Annotated in this window: 18 protein-coding genes; 5 read left to right on the plus strand and 13 right to left on the minus strand. The window is 67.5% G+C overall.

Annotated features, from left to right (window positions below):
- Nucleotides 1–61: 61 nt before the first annotated feature.
- From OG858_RS23890 to OG858_RS23910, 4 genes are all read right to left on the minus strand, one after another.
- Complete coding sequence (locus tag OG858_RS23890) at nt 62–811, minus strand: calcium-binding protein (RefSeq protein WP_319260511.1); 750 nt, start codon at nt 809–811, stop codon at nt 62–64.
- Nucleotides 812–969: 158 nt separating this feature from the next.
- On the minus strand, nt 970–1,353 hold the full coding sequence (locus OG858_RS23895) for a hypothetical protein (protein WP_319318442.1): 384 nt from the start codon (nt 1,351–1,353) through the stop codon (nt 970–972).
- A gap of 111 nt (nt 1,354–1,464) precedes the next feature.
- On the minus strand, nt 1,465–2,640 hold the full coding sequence (locus tag OG858_RS23900; protein WP_086747752.1) for a hypothetical protein: 1,176 nt from the start codon (nt 2,638–2,640) through the stop codon (nt 1,465–1,467).
- Between the two features lie 491 nt (nt 2,641–3,131).
- Nucleotides 3,132–3,368, minus strand: coding sequence for a hypothetical protein (locus OG858_RS23910; protein WP_319067686.1), 237 nt, complete (start codon nt 3,366–3,368; stop codon nt 3,132–3,134).
- Between the two features lie 345 nt (nt 3,369–3,713).
- On the opposite strand from OG858_RS23910, the gene OG858_RS23915 reads away from it, so the two are divergent.
- Together OG858_RS23915 and OG858_RS23920 are read left to right on the plus strand one after the other, a co-directional pair.
- A complete protein-coding gene (locus OG858_RS23915; protein ID WP_319067687.1) occupies nt 3,714–4,613 on the plus strand; it encodes a GNAT family N-acetyltransferase in 900 nt (299 codons plus the stop codon).
- 358 nt (nt 4,614–4,971) lie between these two features.
- Complete coding sequence (locus tag OG858_RS23920; RefSeq protein WP_328544471.1) at nt 4,972–5,508, plus strand: hypothetical protein; 537 nt, start codon at nt 4,972–4,974, stop codon at nt 5,506–5,508.
- A gap of 283 nt (nt 5,509–5,791) precedes the next feature.
- On the opposite strand, the gene OG858_RS23925 is transcribed toward OG858_RS23920, so the two are convergent.
- On the minus strand, nt 5,792–6,787 hold the full coding sequence (locus tag OG858_RS23925) for a hypothetical protein (protein WP_327724518.1): 996 nt from the start codon (nt 6,785–6,787) through the stop codon (nt 5,792–5,794).
- Between the two features lie 195 nt (nt 6,788–6,982).
- Nucleotides 6,983–7,300, minus strand: a complete 318-nt coding sequence (locus OG858_RS23930) for a transposase family protein (RefSeq protein ID WP_319318434.1) — start codon at nt 7,298–7,300, stop codon at nt 6,983–6,985.
- 173 nt (nt 7,301–7,473) lie between these two features.
- Between OG858_RS23930 and OG858_RS23935 the strand changes: the two genes are divergently transcribed.
- Nucleotides 7,474–7,887 (plus strand): hypothetical protein, encoded by a 414-nt coding sequence (locus tag OG858_RS23935; RefSeq protein ID WP_086750139.1) that lies wholly within the window; start codon nt 7,474–7,476, stop codon nt 7,885–7,887.
- Here the strand turns inward: OG858_RS23935 and OG858_RS23940 are convergent.
- Nucleotides 7,869–8,336 (minus strand): DUF6174 domain-containing protein, encoded by a 468-nt coding sequence (locus OG858_RS23940; RefSeq protein ID WP_319318432.1) that lies wholly within the window; start codon nt 8,334–8,336, stop codon nt 7,869–7,871. The two genes, OG858_RS23935 and OG858_RS23940, sit on opposite strands and share 19 nt — an antisense overlap.
- Nucleotides 8,337–8,480: 144 nt before the next feature.
- Between OG858_RS23940 and OG858_RS23945 the strand changes: the two genes are divergently transcribed.
- On the plus strand, nt 8,481–8,852 hold the full coding sequence (locus OG858_RS23945) for a hypothetical protein (protein WP_319067690.1): 372 nt from the start codon (nt 8,481–8,483) through the stop codon (nt 8,850–8,852).
- 21 nt (nt 8,853–8,873) lie between these two features.
- On the opposite strand, the gene OG858_RS23950 is transcribed toward OG858_RS23945, so the two are convergent.
- The 6 genes from OG858_RS23950 to OG858_RS23975 form a co-directional block, all read right to left on the minus strand.
- Nucleotides 8,874–10,295, minus strand: coding sequence for an ATP-binding protein (locus OG858_RS23950; protein ID WP_328544470.1), 1,422 nt, complete (start codon nt 10,293–10,295; stop codon nt 8,874–8,876).
- A gap of 433 nt (nt 10,296–10,728) precedes the next feature.
- Nucleotides 10,729–11,343 (minus strand): hypothetical protein, encoded by a 615-nt coding sequence (locus tag OG858_RS23955; protein ID WP_319067692.1) that lies wholly within the window; start codon nt 11,341–11,343, stop codon nt 10,729–10,731.
- A 127-nt stretch (nt 11,344–11,470) separates the two neighbouring features.
- Nucleotides 11,471–12,376 (minus strand): hypothetical protein, encoded by a 906-nt coding sequence (locus OG858_RS23960; RefSeq protein ID WP_179201194.1) that lies wholly within the window; start codon nt 12,374–12,376, stop codon nt 11,471–11,473.
- A gap of 158 nt (nt 12,377–12,534) precedes the next feature.
- Nucleotides 12,535–13,881 carry a glycoside hydrolase family 43 protein gene (locus OG858_RS23965; protein WP_319318445.1) on the minus strand — a complete coding sequence of 449 codons (1,347 nt, stop codon included), beginning with the start codon at nt 13,879–13,881 and terminating at the stop codon, nt 12,535–12,537.
- A 59-nt stretch (nt 13,882–13,940) separates the two neighbouring features.
- Nucleotides 13,941–15,950, minus strand: coding sequence for an RICIN domain-containing protein (locus OG858_RS23970; protein WP_107482392.1), 2,010 nt, complete (start codon nt 15,948–15,950; stop codon nt 13,941–13,943).
- Between the two features lie 261 nt (nt 15,951–16,211).
- Entirely contained in the window at nt 16,212–16,376 is a 165-nt protein-coding gene (locus OG858_RS23975) for a hypothetical protein (protein WP_306300401.1), read from the minus strand.
- Between the two features lie 148 nt (nt 16,377–16,524).
- On the opposite strand from OG858_RS23975, the gene OG858_RS23980 reads away from it, so the two are divergent.
- Complete coding sequence (locus tag OG858_RS23980; protein ID WP_086750135.1) at nt 16,525–17,175, plus strand: hypothetical protein; 651 nt, start codon at nt 16,525–16,527, stop codon at nt 17,173–17,175.
- Nucleotides 17,176–17,248 lie beyond the last annotated feature (73 nt).

A 17,248-nucleotide genomic window follows, 5' to 3' on the forward strand; every position in this document is an offset into this window, starting at 1 on the left:
CGCCCGGCCTCTTCCGAGGTCGGGCGCCGCCGTGTTGTTGTTGTCGGTGTGTCCCGTCGTCTCAGCGCACGTCGACGTAGTCCCCGGTGGCCTTGGCCGTCGAGGTGGTGCTGTTCCCGGCGAAGGTCCAGCGCCAGTAACCGTCGGCGGTGGCCTTGACCGTGGTCTTGAGCGCGCCGCCGCTGCCGCTGGTGACCGTCTTCACGGTGCTGTAGGTGGAGGTGCCCTTCTTACGGAACTGCAGCTTCACCGCGCGGCCCGAGTAGCCCGCGTTCTTGTGGGTGCTCCAGTCGGCGCGCGCCAGCTTGCCGGTCACGGTGAGCTTGGCGTCCTTCGTCACCGGCTCCGGGGCGGCGTTGACGGTCAGCTTGGCGAGCCGTCGCACGGTGAAGGTGTCGGCCGTGTCCGTGGAGATCCAGTCGCCGTCCTTGGCGTCCACCGAGGCGATGACGTACCAGGGGTCGTCGGCCGGACCGTTGCCGTAGAAACTCCTCGTGTCGATCGTCCAGGACCCGGTGCACGTCGAGGTCGTGGCGCTCTTCGCGGTGCAGGTGAGCCCTCGGTCCGACGCGTTGTACAGGTAACTCGGCAGCCTCACATGCAGGTCCATCGCATCGATACCCGAGTTGTCCTGCGCCGTGACGCTCACCTTGAAGGTCGTGGGCGCCTTGGGCCCCAGAGCGAGTTGGGCCCCGCCGTTCACGACGACATCGGTGATCGTCGTGTCACCGGTGGCATGAGCGGCCGGGACGGCGAACGCCGAGAGAGCCAGGGCACCGGTCAGCACGGCGGCCAGGGAACGCAAACGCACGCGACTACCTCCACATCGATCACTGTCGATCACTGTCGACCGCTGGTCAGGCGAACCCGCCCATCCTCCCGGCCGACGCCCAGGAAGTGATCAGTGAGATTACGGAATCGGCTACGTACCAGCGCGCTCAGCGCTCAGCGCCCGGCTACCGGGTTCGGTCACCGGGCCGCCCCGCGAAAGCGGGCCAGAAGAGCCTGAGCCTGCCCCGCGTCCGCGTCGAAGAACTGCGTGGCCGGCGCGGGCGGCACAGCGGTCCCCTGCATCCGGACCTCATGGCAGGTGAAGCAGAACGCCGCCTCGAACAACGCCAGGTCGAGCGCGGCGTCGTACGCCCGGATGCCCCATCCCGGCGAGAAGCCGCAGCGATGCTGCGCGCTGCCGGGCAGGGTCCCGATCAGGGCCAGTACGTCGGCGGCCTCGCCCTCGGCCCAGTGGGCGACCACCGCACCGGGGTAGGGGTCGCCCCGCCGCCTCGGCAGGCCGGAGATCCTGACCACTTCGATCAGTGCGGTGGCGGCGACGGCCGGTGCGGGGAGCTGCATGAACGCAGTCTGCCTGTGACCGGTACCGGCCACAGGCTCTTCTCCGTCGTCTTCCAGGGCGGCACGCGCCGTGGAGGCCGCCCAGGAAGCCGAGGCCCCCTGGCGACTCGGCTACGCCGCCTCCAACTGCCCCGTGGATGTGACGGTGAACGCCCGTCCCCGTACGGCGAAGTCCGACGTGCCGCCGTCGTCCGCCCAGGCGAGGAAGACGGATTCCGCGCCGTTGCCGAAGGCGGACGCGGCACAGACCTGGAAGCGATCGCCGGCCGTAGCCGTACTGACCTGTACCTTGTCGCTGAGGGAGAGCTCGGTGTCGGAGCACATCTTCGCCATGACTTTGGGGACGGTGTCGAAGGTGGCCGCACTCTTCTCCACCCAGGCGAGGAGGAAGCGCCCACCCGGCAGAGGGGTGAGGGCCGGGCTGGACCGGTTGAAGTCCCGCGGCTGGCCCGCGGTCACGCTGGTGACCTCGACGCCGCCTCCGTCGGGCTCGTAGATGCTGGCCTCCACGGTGGTCTGCGGCACCCCGATGTCACTGGGACCGATGCCGTCGATGTGCGCGACGACGAACCGCCCGTTGTCGAGCAGCGTGATCGCGTTGTCACCCTTGAATCCGGAGGCGTTGGGCTGGATCTCGCCGCCCTGCGGAATTCCCTCCAAGTCGAAGACCCGGAAGGTGAGCCGGCCTCCGCCGACCGACGAGGGGTCGGTAGTCCAGGCGATGGCGTAGTTCCCGTTCGCGAGAACCGTCACGGCCGGGTTCACATGGAACCCCTCGGTGGTGTTGACCGTGAACTCAGGCCCGGCCTTGATGCCTTCGGAGGTGAACCGCTGGGCTCGGATCCGCTGGTCGGCGCGAGAACCGGCCCAGGTGACGAGACAGCCGCCGTCGATCATGTTCGTGACGGACGGTCGGGTCTTGGGGTCGATGTCGGAGCCGTTGACCTGGACCTCGGACCCCGACGGCTGCCCGCCGACGAATCGCCGCAGTTTGAGCTGCGGGCCGGGCGGAGGATTGAAGGCCTCCTCCCTCCACACCGCGAACGAGGAGAACCCCGCGGACTCGATCGTCGGCCACTGCCGATTCGTGTTGCCGCCGGGCGGCGTAGCCGCGCTCACCTGGAACTCCGCGCCGAGTTTGGCCCCGGTCATTCCCAGGTTCTGCCCCTTGATACCGGCATTGCTCTCGTCCGCCCACGTGGCCACGTACTGCGTACCGAAGACCGAGTCGACGGACGGTTGGAACTGAGCACCGCTGGTGGTCGTACTGACCAGAATCTCGCCCATGGCCGTACTCCGTTTCGTCTCTTCACTGCAGATGACGGGTGCAACGGGTGCAACGGGTGCAGGGAGGTCCAGGCGCGGCGCCATGGCCAGCGTGACACGTACCGGACGCCCCTGCATCCGCACCCTTGAGGTGCCCGTGGTCACCACCCGGTGACTGGCCCTGCGTCGTCTGCGTCGTCTGCGTCGTCTGTGGCGTCAGCCGAGGCGCCGCGTCAGCCGCTGCCCCCGACTCTCGGCAACCCGAAGCGCGTCGCTGAGGGCTTCGTTCAACCGCTCGGCCAGAAACCGGAGTTCACCACCCGGAGCAGCCTCCGCCAACATCTCCCCCGTATGAGCAAGCAGCTCACGCCCCATCCCGAGCTGAATGGCCTCCGCTGCATCGGCCACCCGAGACACCGGCCCACCTCCGCCGTCGGTCACCAGATAACAGGCCTTCCCCTCACCCCCGACCCACGGCAACAACCGCACCTCACCCGGCGTTTCACCCCCCATCAGGCGACCTCCACCCCGTGAATCCAGCACGACCCGGGCATGTCCAACCCGATCGCCGCCATCGCCAACTCCCGCCGCCGCAGCCGTTGCTCATGGACGGCGAGGTAGGGGCGCACGGCGACGGTCTGGGCGCCGTCGAATACCTCGTCGAGCCCGTACGGGGACCGGTGCGTGGGGAGGGGGGTCGGGGGCGTCTCCGCCCAGCCGGCAGGTGTCGGCGCGACGCGGAGGGGCACACCGGCCCGCCGCCTGCCCGTGCCGGGAGTGAACAGAAGCCGTGAACGCTGGCGAAGTCCCGCTGGGCCGTGCATGGTCAGGGGAATCCGGTGCATGGCATGGCGCCCGAACTCAACCGCCGCGGGGAACGCTTGACCACATCAATCGATGGTCAGGGCGTAGGAAATCCGTGGACGGGCCCGCGGTAGATCACTTAGTGTGTGGCTCCACGCCCTGAGATGGATGGAAGGAGGCGAGTGCCGTGCGGTTCACACCTTTCCAGCGCTCCCTTTTTCCGCTGTCCCGGCGTGGTTCGTGAGTTCTGACCGGGAGCGCTCCAAGCAGCCTGTATCCCGGAGGAATCCATGACCGATCCGGTCATCCGCGCGCTCTCCGCGAGCGACGCTCATCTCTTCGACGCACTCCCCGACCCCCTGGGCGCCCGTGAAGGCCATCGGCGTACCCAGTTCCGCCCTGATTGGAAGCGCGTCGCCCTGCGCGACGGCGAGGTCGTCGCACGCGGCGCGTGGTGGGGCGGCCCCGACGACTCGGAACCCGTCAACATCAACTGGTTCGACGTGGCCGAGGGTGAGGAGGAGGCAGGGGCAGAACTCCTGCGCTCCGCTCCCTGGCAGGTCGAACTCGAGATCAACCTGCCCGGCGGCTGGCGGGAAAAGACCGACCTGCGCGCCGCCGCCGAGGCGCGCTCCGCCGCCGCACGAGCCGCAGGGTACGAACTCCTGGTGGAACGCTTCCTGTACCGCTGGACCCCGGAGCGAGGTCTGCCCGAGCGGCCCGGACGCCTGCGCTTCAGCGCCGAACCCGACGACACCGTGTTCTTCGACGCGTTGCGCCGCATCCACTCCGCCACCCTGGACGGCCACGCGCTCAGGGCCATCGAGGAGGGCGGCCTCGACCAGGCCGCGCAGGAGGAACTCGACTTCTTCCACTGGTGCCCCTCCCCACGGGAGTGGTGGCAGATGGCGTACACGCCGGAGGGCGACCTGGCCGGCATCCACATCCCGGCCCACAACCCCTCCGGCCCGACCATCGGCTTCATCGGAGTCGTCCCGGAACAGCGCGGTCGCGGCTACGCCTACGACCTCCTCGCGGAGTGCACCCACCTCCTCGTCGAGCAGGGCGCGGAGTTCGTCAGCGGAGCAACGGACCAGGGCAACTTCCCCATGGCCGCGAACTTTGCCAGGGCCGGCTTCCCCGTCATCAGGGAACGCATCAACTTTCACCCGGCGGGCCAAGCGGCCTAGCAAGGAGTAGCAACGCGCTGAGGGGTCCGGTCCGAGCGCAGCTCCGGACCCCTTGTCAGCGACATTCGGGATCTGCGCTGTGACCAGCGGCCACGATCTCGCCGTCAGACCACGTACCTCACGGTGATCCGGTCAGCGGCCCCCTCTTGCCGCCTTGCGTTCGTTGCCGTCGCCGCAGCCCTCATCGGATATCGCCGTCTCACCAAGTGAGCCCGGCCGACCGCGCAGATGCTGACCATGCCCGCGTTGTCAGCGGCAGACCATAAGGTGCGCCCAACATCTCAAAGGAGGGAATGCCGTGGGATTCTCGGGTCACCTGGTCTTTGCTCGCAGCGACCGTTCTCTGGTGGAAGCTCCCGTGTTCGACAACCTCGACGAAGAACTCAAGGCAGCCGTGCACACATGGGAGTCACGGTCGGACGGCTGGCAGACGCTCCAGATCGTTTTCGGGATATGGGACGACGCCGACCTACCCGCACTGGTGGAGTGGAGCAGGGCACCAGCTTGCGTCGCCGACGTCTCCGACAGTTCCCTCGCTCTTGTGACCGGGCTAGACACCACCGGACAGCGCTGGCAGGCATGGCTCAACCTGGACATCGCCGCCAGGCTTCTGGCCGAGGAGCCCGAAGACCTCGAAGATCAAGTCCTGTGGCTGGACACACCGGAGTTCCACGAAGCCGTCAGGCACAAGCGTGCGGAGCTCGACGCCGAGATACCCACCGACGCCGAGGGCGCCGTTGCCTGGGCAACAGCCGCCGGCATCCCCGCCACGCCGCGGACAGTCAGAATCGAAGAGCTGCTTCGCTCACACGAAACCTTCGTAGAAGACCTCTTCACCGCGCTGCTCGACCAGTTGGGCTTCAGTCAGGCCGCTCAGCCCTCACCTGAACCATAAGAAACGACTTCTTATGCGAGTGGTCGTCGATGGAGCAGCGCTCGGTTCAGGGGCCATACCCCAAGCATTGCGTACTCGGGGACCATCAGGCGCTGACAGCACCTGCTTTCCAACTGTGGCGGAGAGGCGTCGGGTTGTGCGCAGCAGTGTTCATAGGCGGCTGATCGTCGGGCCGGGCCAGTCGCGGAGTCTGACCTGAGCGGCAGTGTACGAGCCTGAATGAGTCTGCAACTGAGACGGTCCGTCCACAACCGTCGTACGGCAAGGTGCAGCCGTGTTGTCTTCAAAGACTGAAGTCGGTTGGCGCCCGTTCGCTGGGGCAGGGTTGCTGTCGAGCTTGGAGTCGATGCCTCTCATCCTGGCTTCGGGGCCGACCAGGGCCAGACTCGCCATGCATCAAGCGCTCACAGCCGCCCTCATTAGCGTGCACACACTGACAGAATTTCCACCTCGACTTTGCCTTTTCTTGATCTCGCCAATTATGGGAATTCTGAAAGTCGATACCCGTCCCCGTGCGGACGGAAATGCTACCTACCGGCATGATGATGGTATTACCGCAACCGACTAGCGCCACCCCGGAAGGGCCCTTTCCGAGAAATAGCAAGTAAGGATCACTAAGTTCGATCGGGAGCTTTTCGCTATTGTCTAGCAGGGTGATCTGGGCGGGCTCGGCTGTAATGTCGAGAATGGGAAAGTTAAGCAGCTTGACCGGCGCGACTGGATGTCCATTTGCGACGTGTACCAGTCGAAATTCGACCGCATGATACTCGGCCCGCATGATAAAACAGAGGGCAACGATTCCGGCGACGATGCTGGGCACGATAACCATTGGCCCAATGTTCTTGCGAAGGGTGAAGAATGCGAAGCAGAAAAGAAGCAGGAGGAAGGGAATTACAATCCCTTGGACCCAGTAGAGATCCGCGATAAACCCATAGACGTACAATCCAGCAAATGCCGCGTAAAATACGAAGAGTGACAATCTGTGACTAAATAGAAAGAAGTCAATGAAAAATCCTTTAAAGATCGGGATGGAGTACGTGATGGCAACCACGGCGGACACTGCAACGGAGACGGTGAGCGCAATTCCAGCCGTTCGAGCCAATACGCCTACGCGATCAAGACCCACTTCTTCGGGGCGCACGCTCAATTCCTCGTAGAAGTGAACGTATCCAGCATTCAACAGGACAAAAAATAGGCCTAGTAATCCAGCGCCGAACCCTAGGAGCAACTGCCAATCTACAGGCTCTCTGGTCGGTGAATCTTGGGGCTGTTGTTGCATAACTACCTTGATATCCCGCCACCTCGGGACCCGCATTCAGTGGCGGCGTAAATAGCGCCAAGCGGGTGAAGGTGTTGCGCTGAGTGGAGGTTCCGTGGGGCCGAGTTCCGTGAAGTCGGGTTCCATTCCGGGTCCACGCACTCCGGCGCCTGTCAGGATTGGGCGGACTCGGATGCGAGTATCACGGCCAAAGGATCACCGTAGTCGTGAGGTGCGGTTCATCCGACTCGAGGTGTGGAGCGCGGCGGCGAGCAGGTGGACGGCTGTGCCGTCGTCGCCCAGGGCGTCGCCGTCCAAGCGGGCCAGGAGCCGTCCCAGGGTGAAGGCGCTTGGCGTGCTGCAGGTCAGTCCGAGTTGTTCGTGCAGGTCGTAGTAGGTATCGGCGGCGAAGCGAGCGATGGCCGCCGGGGACGTGGCTCCGCCGAGGACGGCGACCAGGCACAGCGCAAGCAGGGAGCCCAGGCGGTAGCGGCGGCTCCGGACCCGGCGGGGATCGGGTATCCGGCCCAGCACGTCCGCCAGGCAGGTGCGCTGTGACGGGTCCGGGCAGGTGGAATCGGTGTCCGCGCAGTGGCGCTGCAGGACACCGATCAGCGCGGGGACCTGAGATTGAGCAGTTCGCAGTCGTCACACGTACCTACGTACCGAGTGCACTCGGTACGTAGGACGCGAACGGAGATCAGGGCATGGTGAGGAAGCTGTCGCGTGGTGTCGCGTTGGCTGCGAGCCTGGCTGTCCTGCCCCTGATGGCGGCGTGCAGCGGTGGCGAGGGCAAGGGCGAGGCCGACTCTGTCGCCGCGGTGGTCGCGCCGGCCAAGGTCGAGGTGATCGCCGAGCTCACCGGGTGCGAGGTGAAGATCCGGACCGAGGCGGAGGAGCTGCGCGAGGGCGTGTGTCAGACCTCTGTGGGGGATTACCTCATCACCACCTTCCCCAAGGACGAGCTCAAGGAAGTCTGGCTGGAGTCGGCCTCCATGTACGGCGGGAAGTACCTGGTCGGTCCGCAATGGGCCATCTCCGCCAAGCCCAAGGTGCTCAAGAAGCTGAAGGCCAAGGTGGGCGGCACGATCCGGGACCTGAGTCAGCCGAGCGCCTCGTAGTCGCCGAGGGTGTACGCCTCCTCGTCGTCGATCGCGTTCTCCTCCCAGTCGATGGAGATGCTGACGGGGCGCCCGTCCTTCGCGTAGTCGACATCCACGTCGTCGGCGTCTTCGGCCCGTGCCGTCTCCGCCTGCTTCAACAGCTCAGCGATGGTGGGCACTTCGGTCGGTTCCTGGTCCACCACCCGTCGGCCGCTCTCGTCGACCCCGACGGTCTTCACGACCTTCCCGTCCCGGACCGTCACCTCGAACGTCCCGATCAGCGCCCGCTCGCCCTCGCTCGACTTCAGGGTGTAGCGGTACGCGGAGGGCTCCTCCCAAGCGGGCGCCGACCCCTTCACTGTCGTCGACTCCTCCCCGCACGCGGAGAGCGCCCATATCAACGCCCCGGCTGTCGCAGCGGCGGACAGGGCGCGGTGACGGACTCGTGCGGTGGCGGGCGTCGGCATGGTGGTGGCCTCCTTGTGGGACGGTCACCACTGAGACGCGGGGCGGGCCGGCAACGTTCGCCGGGGTCGCCGCCGACACGCGCGCCGGCGGTGGCGGCGGCCGGAAGGCTCTGTCCGGGGGCGTGCAACGGGCAGGATGGCTGCATGACGAAGCTGTCCGCAGATTCAGTCCGTTGTGCTTCCTCCAATTCGGTGTTGTCGTTGTGGTCGCGGGACTCCGTGCTGTCGATCGGGTCGGTCGGATCGGTGCTCTCCGTGGGATCCGTCGGTTCGGCTCTGTCGGTCGGCTCGATCGGGAGTGCCTTGTCGGTCGGCTCGATCGGTTCCTCCCTGTCGCTGATCTCGACCGGGTCGTGGCTGAGTACCGGGTCGTTGTTCTCCGCGCAGTCACGGTGGTCGGTGCTGTCGTGGCGTTCCCACGGGGGTTTCATGGCCGTGGGAGCGGTAGGGGCGGCGGCCGGAGGAGCGCTGTTGCTGGTTCGGCTGCTGCACAAGGCAGAGACCGCCACCGCATGACAACGTTCGGCGGAACCCCGCTCACGTCCTGCACCAGGCGCCGAGCAGTTCCTCGGGGCCGTACGCCGCCTGGAGTCCGGAGCAGCTGAACCCGTTGCGGGAGACCGCCACCAGGGGTACGGGCTGGTCCGTGAGCGTCGCCCGGTGCTTCTGCAGTGCGGCCAGGTCGTGGTTGTCGAACGCGGAGTTCTCCAGCCATTTGACCGAGCCGAGGAAGAGCAGCTGCTTGGCCACCGGCTGCCGGTCGGCGCCCACCAGGTCGATCTCGACGTCGTTGCTGCGGGTCCAGTACCCGCCGATCGCCGGGGCGGCGGGCAGGTGGCCGTCCGGCAGGAGGCGGGCGAGGGATTCCCGGACCAGGGGCTCGATCGCGCGGCCCCGCCAGCTCGTCCACTGCTCCTTGATCCGGCCAAGCGTGAGATCTCCCCGCATCCGCTCGATCTCCGCCATGTGCGGATCCAGAAAAGCGAGCCAGAAGCGCAGGTAGGGGTCGGCCACACGGTAGCGGCGTTCCTTCGACGGCCGCAGCGAGAGGGGCAGCTCGGCCGCCACCACACGCTTCTCGGTCAGGACGTCCGTGGCCCGGGTGAGAGTGGTGTGCGAGATTCCGCCGGCGGCGCGCGCGATGTTGGTGAAGGTCCGCTCTCCGCTTCCGATGGCCCGCAGGACCTCCCTGCTCATGGCCTGCGGGGGAAACTCCGCGGCCAGTGAGCGCTCGGCGGAGACCAGCAGCGCCGAGATCGGGTTGCTCAGGGAGTCGCGGAGGAACTCCCAGACGTCCGCCCCGGCCCGCCACTGCGCGCAGATCAGCGGAAGACCGCCCGTGATCAGGGCGGCGTCGAACGTGGCTGCCGGCGGAAGGCCGAGCATCTCACCGATGTCGGCCGGGTTGAGCGGCCCCACGACCATCTCCCGGCCTCGCTGGTGGAAGGGGCGGTCGTAGCTGTTCAGCGCCTCCATCATCGACAGGTCGGATCCGACGAGGAGGAGGAGTACGGGTTTGCGGCTGAGCAGGCGGTCCCATGCCCGCTGGAGCATGCCCTCGAAGGCGTCGATGCGGTCCATGAGATACGGGACCTCGTCGATGACGACCACGCTCGGACTGTCGTCGGGCAGGATCTCGGCGAGCAGCCTGAACGCCGCGTTCCACTGTCCCGGGGTCTCCTCCGAGAACAGTTCCCGCTCCGGCAGAGTGGATCTAGCAACGGTGTCGAGCAGCTCTGTCAGCTCGTCCTCCGCCGTGCCGCCCGCCGCGGTGAAGAAGAGGTTCGGCGCCCCGGTACGCCGGAGGAACTCCTCGACGAGGCTGGACTTGCCGACCCGCCGCCTGCCCCGCATGAGGATGCACTGACCTGGCTTCGCCGATCCGACGGCGTCGTGAACCGCTTGGAAGGCGTTGCGGAGCACGTTCAGCTCCGGGTCCCGCCCGATGAATCTGCGCATGCTGGAGACTCCCGCGAGAGATGGTATCGCCAGAGATAGTATCGCCGCCGATACCATTCGGTCTGGGTTCGGCGTCGCGTGGCGTGGGTGGAATCGGTCGCGGGCAGGGGGGCAGACGGAGGTCGTCGCCGTGTGCCAGTCGCTCGGCATGCGGCGGCGGCTCTGGTCGATGGTGAGGCGGGCGACTGGCGGCCCCGTACAACGCAAGAGCCCCACTTCGCGTGGAGCGAAGTGGGGCTCTTGTACTGGAGCGCCGGGCAGGCCTTGCACCTGCATTTCCCCGCAGGAAGCGGGGCGTCTTTCCTTGGACCACCAACGCATTGAGTACTACCGGGAGTTGCTGTTCCGGTGAGCGGCTCGTGATCAACTATAGCGGATCTTCAGGGGTGTTGCATCCCGGCTCAGGCCCGCCGGGATCCGGGTCGGATCCGGGTCACTGCAGGTATGCCTGGGGGGCGTACTCGACGCGGAGGTACGTGGCGTTCCGTTCGCCCAGGGCCTTGCGGAGGATCGGCTCGGCGGTGTCGGGGTCGTCCACGCCGATCACGAGGTGGCCGGTGCCGTCCAGGCCGGCTTCGCGCATGTTGAAGGTGCCGTCCCAGCGGCTCATGTCCTCGCTGATGCGGTCGAGAAGGGCGGTGAGGTCCTTCTCGTTGATGTCGCGGTCGTGGAGGCGGATGGTCACGCCCTTTTCGGCGGCGTCGCAGACGGCGGTGTCGAAGGGCGCGGAGGGGATGCGGTAGATGTCCACGGAGGCTTCGTCCTCGTCGAGGACCAGACCGGTGTAGATGGCGGAGTAGCGGCCGGTGACGAGCTTGTCCACGTGGTCCAGGGTTCGGTACAGGGGGGTGTCGTCCTCCGCGACTCCGTCCCCGGCCTGCCCGGTGATGCCGCCTTTCGGCTGGGTGCCGTGGCAGGTGCTCGAAGGGGTCGATACGGCTTCCACAGTCTGCGCGCCGGCCGTCGAGCCCTGGAGCCCGCCGAGAGCCAGGACGGCGACCGCCACGGCCGCGATCGTGCCGGGCCTGGCGGGTGTGCGCTCGGCCATGTGTCCCTCCGGTTCTTAGCCCCCTGTGCGGTCGCCCGGGAGGGCGGGACCGCGATCGGTACTGAGACGCCGGAGAAGGGCGCGGCGTTCGGCCCGTGGCCCGGAGATTTTTACGCCTTCGCCGCTCTCACCCCTTCCGTCGCGCCCGGAGGGTCGTGCGGGGGTTGCGCCTTCTGAGCCTCGCGCCCCTCCGTGGGCCGCGGACAGCCGGGGTCAGGCGCCAGTATCCGTACGGGTTGTGGTAGAGGTCGTCGTCCTCGAACCGTTCGCACTCCACACGGTTCATGATCCAGCGGGGGGCGTCCTGGGCGATGCGGAAGCCCTCGCCGTCCTGGACTCCGTGCTCCGGCTGTTCGATCAGCAGGTAGTACGACGCGATCTCCATGGTGGTCATCCATTCGAGCACCAGCTCCAGCTCGGGCTCCGCGGTGGCCGTGGGGACCAGCTCCACGTCCGCCTCGCCCAGGAGATGCATGCCGCAGCTGAAGTACATCTCACCGTCGTAGGCCACCGGCACGACCCAGGCCCGGGCGAGGGCGCCGACCAGGTCGTCCGCGGTCTCGGCGGCCGCCGCCTCGCTCGCCCGGGCCAGCCACTGCTCCCGACCGCAGGCCAACCCGCTGGACTCGCTCTTCACCGCGGTGGCGCCGTTGGCCAGCAGGGCCGCGGTGACGGCCAGCGCCCGGCGGGAGACGTCGAGGGCGTTGGCCTGGGAGATCGGCGGTGACAGGACATAGGCGACCGAGTCGTGTGCGTCCACCGCGGCCCAGTCGTCCTCGCTGAACTCGTCGTCGTGGGTGGCTTGGCGGGCACCCACCGCGGCTTCGAATGTCTCACGCATCCGGGGGTCCGGCTCCCGCTGCAGCTCGTCGAGTTCGAAGTCCCCGCCGCCCGCCTCGTCGACCACGCGGCTGAGGACGTCGGGATCCAGGCCCACGCCGACCGCGCACAGCACGTGCCTCGGTGTCACACCCGACGCCGGGACCACGAAACGCGTGCCGTCGATGACGTGTCCTTGCCATACCTTGCTCATCCGCACAGCATCGCAGGTGTGCGTACGACGTTGTGCACGACGTTGTGATCTCTGTGGCACCAACACGCTTGGTGGCCGGGCCCGTTCGCGCGGTTCCCCGCGCCCCCGGGAAACGGGGGCGCGGGGAACGGTCGGTCACACCGAGCGGGGCGGTCTTCTCAGTAGCCCACCCGGAACGTCGCGTCCGCCTTCTCCGTCGTCGTCGAGATCGGGTCGATGCGGAGCAGGTAGCCGCTGTGGCGGATGTAGCGGGTCGGGTTGTTGTACGAGCGGAAGGACGACCACGTCGAGTCCGCGAGGCCGGCGACGCGGGTGAAGGTGGCGTCGGCGGCGAAGGCCGACGTGCCGTCGTTCACGTCGAGGCGGAGGTTGTAGCTGTAGTGGCGGAGGTAGCGGGTGGGGTGGCTGACCGACTGGAAGGAGACCCCGGAGGAGTCCGCCAGGCCCGGGACCAGTTTCCACTGGGAGTCGGTGAACGGGTCGAAGGGGTACTCGTCGATGCGGCCCACGTAGTTGCTGTGGCGGACGTAGCGGGACGGGTAGTTGTAGGACTTGAGGCGGTTCCACGTCGGCGCGCCCCACTTGGTCAGCAGGTTGCTGTACTCGGTCGACGTGATCGGGTGGATGCCGCAGTGCTTGGAGTTGAGCGGCTGGGTGTAGAGCTTCTGGTCGAGGGCCGTCCAGGTGCCGGAGGCGATGTCGCTGGACTGCCAGACGTAGAAGACGCCGTTGGGGGTGTAGGTGTCTCCCCAGAGGTACCAGGAGCCGGAGGACAGGGACTTCACCACCGTCGGGGCCTCCGTGCCGCCGTGGGAGGCGGCCGTGCTGAACGGGGTGAAGCTGCCGGGGTTCAGGGTCGTCGAGCGGGCGCCCACCAGGGTCTGGTTGACCTTGTAGTAGAGGTAGTTGACGCCGTTCACGCCGACCGTGAGGTTGCCGTCGATGATGTCGTAACCGGGGTCGAAGAAGACCTGGGGGTTGGACGTCGTGACGAAGTCGGTCGTGTAGCTGACCATGATGACGTTGTGGCCGCTGCTGTTCACCGAGGAGTAGAGGATGCCGTACTGGCCGCGTGAGGCGTCCCAGTAGGCCTCGGGGGCCCAGCTGTGGGTGGTGGTCATGTCGTGCAGCTTCACGCGCCGGTAGCCGGTGAAGGTCCGCAGGTCGGTCGAGTCCCAGACGTGGATGTACGTGCTGGCGTAGTTCCAGTCGGTGCCCTTGAGGTCCGTCGCCAGGACGACGAACGTACCGTCCTGCTTGCGCATCAGGAACGGGTCACGCAGGCCGCCGGCGCCCTGGGTCGGGGTGACCAGGGGAGCGTTCTGGTTCAGCGGGGTCCAGTTCAGGCCGTCCTGGCTGACGGCCAGGTGGAGGCCGTAGTTGGCCTCCAGCATGGTGGTGGACTCGGTGAAGTAGACCATCGCGTACGCCGAGTCGGCGGCGTGGGCGGTGCCGGCGCCGAGGGTCAGCGCGCCGGTCGCGGCAAGGGGGACGGTGGCCGCCATGCCGAGGAAGGTACGGCGGGAGGGCCCGCCGGCGTCCGGAGCGGTTCCGTTGACAGGGGTCACGTCTGGCTCCACTTCTGGTTGTTCTGGCCGTTGCAGGCCCACAGGACGAGCTTCGTGCCGTTGGCGGTGGCCGCGTTGTAGGCGTCCAGGCAGAGACCGGAGTTGACGTTGACGATCGTGCCGTCGCTGTTCACGTTCCACTGCTGGTTGGTGCCGCCGTGGCAGTCCCAGATGACGACGCGGGTGCCGTTGGAGGTGCCGCGGTCCCAGGCGTCCAGGCACTTGTTGCCGTAGACGACGAGTTCCTTGCGGGACGTGTGCGTCCAGGACTGGTTCTGGCCGCCGCTGCAGTCCCACAGCTGGGCGTCGGTGCCGTTGGTGATGGTGTTGTCGTTGATGTCCGCGCAGCGGCCGGAGCCCGTGCCGGTGATCAGCGTGCCGTTGGTGCCCGGCAGCGGTCGTACGACGATGCCTTCCAGGGTCGGGGCGCCGGAGAACGCGATCGTGTTGGCGCTGCCCTTCGTCAGTGACATGGCGACGGAGATGTTGCCGGGGGACGAGCCGGTCGGCGGGAAGGAGACCTTCGTCGACGTCTGGCCGTTGACCGTGAGCGTGCCGACGCGGGCCGTCGAGGTGTTGTTGGTGTAGGAGACGTCGACCGTCTTCAGGCCGGTGCTTCCGGCGACCACTCCGGAGAAGCTCGACGTGCCGTTGTACGTGCTCGCCGACTGCTCGGTGCCGCCCTTGATCGTGAACATCATGGAGGAACCCGCGGGGACGCTGGTGGTGTAACTCGTGCCGGGTGTACCGACGTTCGTCCGGCTCCACAGGTCACGGACGGTCGCGGAGGCGTTCGTCAGACCGAGGTCGGACCAGCGGATGGTCATGTTCTGCGTGGTGGAGGTGCGGTTGAGGAGCACGACCGCGCGGTTGCCGCTGCCGGAGAGGACCTTGCCGTACACCTGGAGGCCCGTGGTGTCCTCGGCGACCTTGACGCCCTGGAGGCCGCGGGGGTCCTGGTCGACGGCGATGACCTCGGAGTTCTTGAGGGTGTTCACCGTCTCGGTGGTCATGGTGGTGAGGTCGTTGCCGGCGAGCAGCGGGGCGCCGGAGATCGCCCACAGGTTCATGTGGGTGCGGTCCTGGCCGGCGGTGAGCCCCATGCCGATCAGCAGCATGTCGGGGTCGTTGTAGTACCCGGTGTGCTGGGCCGTGGGGTGCACGTTCCGGTCGTAGTTGGTCAGCATGTTCGCGTACGTCAGGGACTGGCCGTGGTAGTAGATGTCCGTGTTCGTGCGCCACATCGGGCCCATGCCCGGAGCCCAGTTCCAGGGGTTGGAGTAGCCCCAGTTGCACAGGGAGAGGGCGAGCGGGCGGCCGGTGGTGGCGGTCGCGGTGGCCACGGCGTCGCTGATCGCCTGGTAGGTCGTCTTCGGGTCGAGGCCCTCGGCGTCACCGCCGCACCAGTCGACCTTCACGAAGTCGAAGCCCCACTTGGAGAACTGCGTCATGTCCTGGACGTAGTGGCCCTCGCTGCCACTGCCGGGCGCGGCCGGGCGGCCGGTGGGGAAGTAGTAGCCGCAGCCGTCCTTGCCGGCGTCGGTGTAGATGCCCGCCTTGAGGCCCTTGCTGTGGATGTAGTCGGCGATGGCCTTCATGCCGCCGGGCCACTCGGCCTCGTCGATGGTGATGTTGCCCGCGCTGTCGCGGGTGCCCTGCCACCAGCCCTCGTCGATGTTGATGTACTCGTAGCCGGCCTCGGGCAGCCCGGCCGCGACGAACGCGTCGACCTGCTGCTTGATCACGTTGTAGTCGACCTTCGCGGCGAAGGCGTTCCAGGAGGCCCAGCCCATCGGGACTTCGGGGACCGGTATCTGTCGGTCCGTCACCGCGACGGGCGCGGCGTCGAGACGCGTCTCCGGGGCGGGCGTCGCGGTTGTCGCGTTCATCGGCTGGGCGAAGAGCAGGGCGGCCGTCGCGGCGGTCGCCAGGGTGACGGCGCGAATCGCCGCCGCCTTGCAACGCCGTCTGAGACCAAGGGAGTTGGCACGCGGAGGGGGGGTCATGCGGCTCCTTCGATGGATACCCGGAGGTCGATATCTCGAACGGGGATCGGCTCGCCGAACGTACTGGCTGGCCGAAAGTAGAGCCGGGAGAGATGGAAGTCAACGGCTGTGACAGAGGTGGTTTTTGAACCGGTCACATTCCGACGACGCCGAGCCCGGAAGGGGCGCGGTGTCGCTCTTCGGCGGCCGGGCCTCATGACGGGAACACGGACACACCGAGTTGGAGGGAGGGCGGGGCGGCTCCGGTGGCGGATGGCCTGGTCAGGCCTTGTGACCGGTCACCTTCGCGATCCACTTGATGAAGTCGGCCGCGTCCTCGTTCGCGCCGTGGCCGCCGTCCCAGTACACGGCGGTGTCGACGTCGTCGCCGAGGTTCTCCAGTTTCGCGGCGAGGAGCTCACAGGAGACGCACAACGTGCGCGTCATCCTTCGTGCGTAGGGGGCCGAGCCCAGGGGACCACGCGGACGTCGGGCGGTTGAGTCTCAGGGCCGACGACGGGGCTGCCGCCCGGATCCGAGGATGGGCGGCGAGCGGAGGACATCTCCCCCGCGTGACAGGAAGTCTGGAGGCTTCATGGGATCCGTGCGTTCGCTCTTCCCGGCCGGCAAGGGGACACCCCTGGCCGTGGTCGTCGCCTTGGCGCTCTCCGCCTCGGTGGTCACCGGCGCGACGGCGGCCGGCGGGCCGCCGGAACGGTCTCCGCACGCGAAAGTGACCGGATCGGCAGGGTTCCGACTGCCCTATTTCGATGACGCCGACGTTCGTTCGATCACGCTGGACGCACACGCCGTCCCGTACAGCAGACCGGTCCCCGGTGTGCCCAGCGGGTTACCGACCGACGCGCGCGGCACGGTGACGGTCTCCCACTACTCCGCCGAGCGGGACACCACCTACACGGCGAGGGGCACGGTCGACTGCCTGGTGACCGCACCGGACAGCGCGACCCTGACCGCGGTGATCACGGAGGTGAGCGCGGGAGGGCCGGACTGGGAGGGGAAGCGGGTGGGCCTCAGCGTGCGGGACGGTGGCGTGGACAGGTCCGGCGAGGTCCTGGAGGACCGGGTGGGGTTCTCCTGGGCGGACGGTGTGAACACGACGTTCGGTGAGGACGGGCCCACGGAGTCTCCCGTGGGCCCGTGCATGGCACCGGCTCCCTTCGCCCCCGTCACGGCGGGCGGGTACCGGGTCCGGCACGCCGATCTCCCGCCGTGGCCGACAGGCTGATCCCCAGCGGTCCACCGGCGTTCTACCAGCGGACCATCGGTGGACCACCGGAGGGCGGGGCCTTCGCCGGCCC

It is taken from the genome of Streptomyces europaeiscabiei, assembly GCF_036346855.1.
Lineage (GTDB): Bacteria > Actinomycetota > Actinomycetes > Streptomycetales > Streptomycetaceae > Streptomyces > Streptomyces europaeiscabiei.

Excerpts from the sequence above, each read along its gene's own strand:
- OG858_RS23940 (WP_319318432.1), bottom strand. The coding sequence starts at position 8,336 with ATGCCGACGCCCGCCACCGCACGAGTCCGTCACCGCGCCCTGTCCGCC.
- OG858_RS23955 (WP_319067692.1), bottom strand. The coding sequence starts at position 11,343 with ATGGCCGAGCGCACACCCGCCAGGCCCGGCACGATCGCGGCCGTGGCG.
- OG858_RS23970 (WP_107482392.1), bottom strand. The coding sequence starts at position 15,950 with ATGACCCCCCCTCCGCGTGCCAACTCCCTTGGTCTCAGACGGCGTTGC.
- OG858_RS23950 (WP_328544470.1), bottom strand. The coding sequence starts at position 10,295 with ATGCGCAGATTCATCGGGCGGGACCCGGAGCTGAACGTGCTCCGCAAC.
- OG858_RS23960 (WP_179201194.1), bottom strand. The coding sequence starts at position 12,376 with ATGAGCAAGGTATGGCAAGGACACGTCATCGACGGCACGCGTTTCGTG.
- OG858_RS23925 (WP_327724518.1), bottom strand. The coding sequence starts at position 6,787 with ATGCAACAACAGCCCCAAGATTCACCGACCAGAGAGCCTGTAGATTGG.
- OG858_RS23915 (WP_319067687.1), top strand. The coding sequence starts at position 3,714 with ATGACCGATCCGGTCATCCGCGCGCTCTCCGCGAGCGACGCTCATCTC.
- OG858_RS23895 (WP_319318442.1), bottom strand. The coding sequence starts at position 1,353 with ATGCAGCTCCCCGCACCGGCCGTCGCCGCCACCGCACTGATCGAAGTG.
- OG858_RS23965 (WP_319318445.1), bottom strand. The coding sequence starts at position 13,881 with ATGGCGGCCACCGTCCCCCTTGCCGCGACCGGCGCGCTGACCCTCGGC.
- OG858_RS23945 (WP_319067690.1), top strand. The coding sequence starts at position 8,481 with ATGACGAAGCTGTCCGCAGATTCAGTCCGTTGTGCTTCCTCCAATTCG.
- OG858_RS23975 (WP_306300401.1), bottom strand. The coding sequence starts at position 16,376 with ATGACGCGCACGTTGTGCGTCTCCTGTGAGCTCCTCGCCGCGAAACTG.
- OG858_RS23900 (WP_086747752.1), bottom strand. The coding sequence starts at position 2,640 with ATGGGCGAGATTCTGGTCAGTACGACCACCAGCGGTGCTCAGTTCCAA.
- OG858_RS23935 (WP_086750139.1), top strand. The coding sequence starts at position 7,474 with ATGGTGAGGAAGCTGTCGCGTGGTGTCGCGTTGGCTGCGAGCCTGGCT.
- OG858_RS23980 (WP_086750135.1), top strand. The coding sequence starts at position 16,525 with ATGGGATCCGTGCGTTCGCTCTTCCCGGCCGGCAAGGGGACACCCCTG.